The sequence below is a fragment of the Streptomyces sp. NPDC004542 genome (assembly GCF_040610035.1).
Taxonomy (GTDB): Bacteria; Actinomycetota; Actinomycetes; order Streptomycetales; family Streptomycetaceae; genus Streptomyces.
The window spans coordinates 1-4,229 of sequence record NZ_JBEXLP010000180.1 but is presented as its reverse complement, the minus strand read 5'-3'; the positions used below and the strand labels follow the sequence as shown (position 1 = coordinate 4,229).

Genomic DNA, 4,229 nt, shown 5'->3' with positions numbered 1-4,229 from the left:
GGCGGCCGTGGGGGTCGGCGCCGGCTCGGCGGCCGGGGCGGCCTCCGCGGCCTCGGCGGCCGGGGCCGGAGCGGCGGCGGGCGCGCCCGTGCCGTCGTCGATGACGGCCAGCTCGGCGCCGACCTCGACGGTCTCGTCCTCGGCGACCTTGATGGAGGCCAGCACACCGGAGGCGGGCGCCGGGATCTCGGTGTCGACCTTGTCCGTGGAGACCTCGAGCAGCGGCTCGTCGGCCTCGACGCGTTCACCCTCGGCCTTCAGCCAGCGGGTGACAGTGCCCTCGGTGACGCTCTCGCCGAGCGCCGGAAGGGTTACGGAAACCGCCATGGTTTCGGTTGCTCCTAACGAATTGCGGAAGTCTGTGTCGTCGCGTACGACGTACTTCGACCGAGGGTCGGTCAGTCGTGCGAGTGCAGGGGCTTGCCGGCGAGCGCCAGGTGCGCCTCGCCCATCGCCTCGTTCTGCGTCGGGTGGGCGTGGATGAGCTGGGCCACCTCGGCCGGCAGCGCCTCCCAGTTGTAGATCAGCTGGGCCTCGCCGACCTGCTCGCCCATGCGGTCGCCGACCATGTGGACGCCGACCACGGCGCCGTCCTTCACCTGGACGAGCTTGATCTCGCCCGCGGTGTTCAGGATCTTGCTCTTGCCGTTGCCCGCCAGGTTGTACTTCAGAGCGACGACCTTGTCCGCACCGTAGATCTCCTTGGCCTTGGCCTCGGTGATGCCGACGGAGGCGACCTCGGGGTGGCAGTACGTCACCCGCGGGACGCCGTCGTAGTCGATCGGGACGACCTTGAGACCGGCCAGACGCTCCGCCACCAGGATGCCCTCGGCGAAGCCGACGTGCGCGAGCTGGAGCGTCGGGACCAGGTCACCGACGGCGGAGACGGTCGGGACGTTCGTCCGCATGTACTCGTCGACCAGGACGTAGCCGCGGTCCATCGCGACGCCCTGCTCCTCGTAGCCCAGACCCTGCGAGACCGGGCCGCGGCCGACGGCGACGAGGAGGTACTCCGCCTCGAACTCCTTGCCGTCGGCGAGGGTGACCTTGACACCGTCCTGGGTGTACTCGGCCTTCTGGAAGAACGTGCCGAGGTTGAACTTGATGCCGCGCTTGCGGAAGGCGCGCTCAAGAAGCTTGGAGGAGTTCTCGTCCTCGACCGGGACGAGGTGCTTCAGGCCCTCGATGACCGTGACGTCCGCACCGAAGGACTTCCACGCCGAGGCGAACTCGACGCCGATGACACCGCCGCCCAGGATGATCGCGGACTTGGGCACGCGGTCCAGGACGAGGGCGTGGTCGGAGGAGATGATCCGGTTGCCGTCGATCTCCAGGCCCGGCAGCGACTTCGGCACGGAGCCGGTCGCCAGCAGCACGTGACGGCCCTGCACGCGCTGGCCGTTGACGTCGACGGAAGTCGGGGAGGACAGGCGGCCCTCACCCTCGATGTAGGTCACCTTGCGGGAGGCGATCAGACCCTGCAGACCCTTGTAAAGGCCCGCGATCACACCGTCCTTGTACTTGTGGACGGCCGGTACGTCGATGCCCTCGAAGGTGGCCTTGACGCCGAACTGCTCGCTCTCGCGGGCCTGGTCGGCGATCTCGCCCGCGTGCAGCAGGGCCTTGGTGGGGATGCAACCCCGGTGCAGGCAGGTACCGCCGACCTTGTCCTTCTCGATCAGGGCGACGTCCAGACCCAGCTGCGCCCCGCGCAGGGCCGCGGCGTAACCACCGCTACCACCGCCGAGGATCACTAGGTCGAAAACGGTGCTGGCGTCGTTCGCCACGTCACGTCCTCCATGCATGTGCGCCGTACGCCGGTCAGCGTTGACCGGGCGGCGGCTGGTGTCCGGCCGCTCTTTCTTCGGCCCTGTGGTGGGGGCCCTGTCCTGCCGAGCCCCATCTTCGCACTTGTCGCTCGGGTTCGAGACGCGGGGCCGGTGTGTGAGACGTCCCACGTTCAGACGTGAACGGGGCCGCGCGGCCCCTCAGGGGGCGGAGCCCTCAGCGGCGCGGGGCCGTGTCGGCATGCGGCTCCGCCGCGTGGGCGCGATCAGCCTCACGCGACGGAGCCTCACGAGGCCGAGCCGCCCTCGGGCGGACCGGACCGGGCTGTGACGCGAACTCAGCCCAACTCCCCCACGGCCGCCAGCTCGGCGAGCCGCACCAGCGTCCGCACACCCGAGCCCGTGCCGCCCTTGGGCGTGTAGCCGAAGGGGCCCTGCTCGTTGAAGGCCGGGCCGGCGATGTCGAGGTGGGCCCAGGTGATGCCCTCGCCGACGAACTCGCGCAGGAAGAGACCGGCGACCAGGCCACCGCCCATCCGCTCGCCCATGTTGGCGATGTCGGCGGTGGGGGAGTCCATGCCCTTGCGCAGGTGCTCCGGCAGCGGCATCGGCCAGGACTCCTCGCCGACCTCCTCGGCGGCCTCGACGATCGCCGTGCGGAACGCGTCGTCGTTGGCCATGACGCCGAAGGTACGGTTGCCCAGCGCCAGCACCATCGCACCGGTCAGCGTCGCCACGTCGACGATCGCGTCCGGCTTCTCCAGCGAGGCCGCCCACAGCGCGTCGGCGAGGACCAGGCGGCCCTCGGCGTCGGTGTTCAGGACCTCGACGGTCTTGCCGCTGTACATGCGCAGCACGTCGCCCGGGCGGACCGCGGTGCCCGACGGCATGTTCTCGGCGAGCGCCAGCCAGCCGGTGACGTTGACCTCCAGGCCCAGCCGGGCGGCGGCGACGACGGCGGCGAACACGGCGGCGGCACCGCTCATGTCGCACTTCATCGTCTCGTTGTGACCGGCGGGCTTGAGCGAGATGCCGCCCGAGTCGTAGGTGATGCCCTTGCCGACGAGGGCCAGGTGCTTCTTCGCCTTGGAGTTCGTGTACGACAGCTTCACCAGGCGGGGCGTGGCCGCCGAGCCGCCGCCGACGCCCAGGATGCCGCCGTAGCCGCCCCGGGCGAGGGCCTTCTCGTCGAGCACCTGCACCTTGAGGCCGTGCTCCTTGGCCGCGGTCTGCGCGACCTGGGCGAACGCCTGGGGGGTGAGGTCGTTCGGCGGCATGTTGATCAGGTCACGGGCGCGGTTGAGCTCCTCGGCGACGGCGGTGGCACGCGCCACGGCGCCCTTGTGGGCCGCGTCCCGCGGCTTGCCGCCGAGCAGCGCGGCCTCGGCGAGCGGGCCCTTGCCGTCCTTCGCCCCCGCGGAGCGGTCGTCCTTGCCGTTCCCCTTGTACGCGTCGAAGGAGTACGCGCCGAGCAGCACGCCCTCCGCGATCGCGCCGATGTCGCCGCTGTCGCCGACGGGCAGTGCGAAGGCGGCCTTCTTGGCCCCGCCGAGGGCACGGGCGGCCACGCCGGCGGCCCGGCGCAGCGTCTCGGCGTCGTACCGGTCGTCCTTGGCCGGCTCCGTCCCCAGGCCCACCGCCACGACGAGCGGTGCCTTGAAACCGGCCGGGGCGGGCAGCTTCGTCAGTTCGCCCTCGGCACCCGAGGCACCGAGGGTCTCCAGCACGCCGGCGAGCCTGCCGTCGTACGCCTTGTCCACGGCCTCGGCGCCCGGCGCGACGACGAGGTTCCCGGACTTCGGCGCGGCGCCCTTGGCGACACCGATCACGATCGCGTCGGCCCGGAGGCCGGGTGCCGCGGCGGTGCTGAGAGTGAGAGCAGTCACGGTGGTGAAATCTCGCTTCCGATGTGAAGTTTCGTTGGCCGATGCGGGTGGGTCGACCGGGCCCGGAAAGCGACCACCCTAGATCCGGCCGGGTGGCGCGTTTCGACCGGGGCCTTCACTCTGTCGGCGAACACCCGGGACGAGCCTACGCGCGTCGCCGTGTTCGCTCATTCCTGCGGTCGTTCACCTGCCCGTGGCGCCATGGCCACTTCCCGCCCTTCCCGCCCGGCGGGACGGGCCGCACGCGTCGCCCTGCGGTGGGTGGCCGGCTCGCCGCTTCGCATGACTCCACCGGACCTCCCCGGGTTCACCACACCCGCCCCACGCTCGCTCCTCAGCCGCCCAGGCAGAGGACCACCAGCGCCGTGGTCGCCGCGGTCTCCGCGAGCCCCCCGAACACATCGCCGGTGACCCCGCCGAAGCGGCGCGTGCAGTGGCGCAGCAGGAGTTCGGCGACCGCCACGGCGGCCACCACGGCGACGGCGGCACGGACGGCGTCGTACGCGCCGAGGCAGGCACCCCCCGCCGCGGCCGCCGCCACCACCCCGGCCGCGAC

The 4,229-nt window shown here is 71.7% G+C and carries 4 protein-coding genes; all 4 read right to left on the bottom strand.

Going from position 1 to position 4,229, the window contains the following annotated elements; all coding sequences use genetic code 11:
* Positions 1–327: biotin/lipoyl-containing protein (locus tag ABZX30_RS37750; RefSeq protein ID WP_355942871.1), on the bottom strand; the 327-nt coding region annotated here is incomplete at its 3' end.
* Positions 328–398: 71 nt separating this feature from the next.
* Positions 399–1,787 carry a dihydrolipoyl dehydrogenase gene (gene lpdA / locus ABZX30_RS37745; protein ID WP_355942868.1) on the bottom strand — a complete coding sequence of 463 codons (1,389 nt, stop codon included), beginning with the start codon at positions 1,785–1,787 and terminating at the stop codon, positions 399–401.
* A gap of 338 nt (positions 1,788–2,125) precedes the next feature.
* Complete coding sequence (locus tag ABZX30_RS37740; RefSeq protein ID WP_355942865.1) at positions 2,126–3,673, bottom strand: leucyl aminopeptidase; 1,548 nt, start codon at positions 3,671–3,673, stop codon at positions 2,126–2,128.
* A gap of 334 nt (positions 3,674–4,007) precedes the next feature.
* A partial coding sequence (locus ABZX30_RS37735) for an adenosylcobinamide-GDP ribazoletransferase (protein ID WP_355942862.1) occupies positions 4,008–4,229 on the bottom strand: 222 nt, incomplete at its 5' end.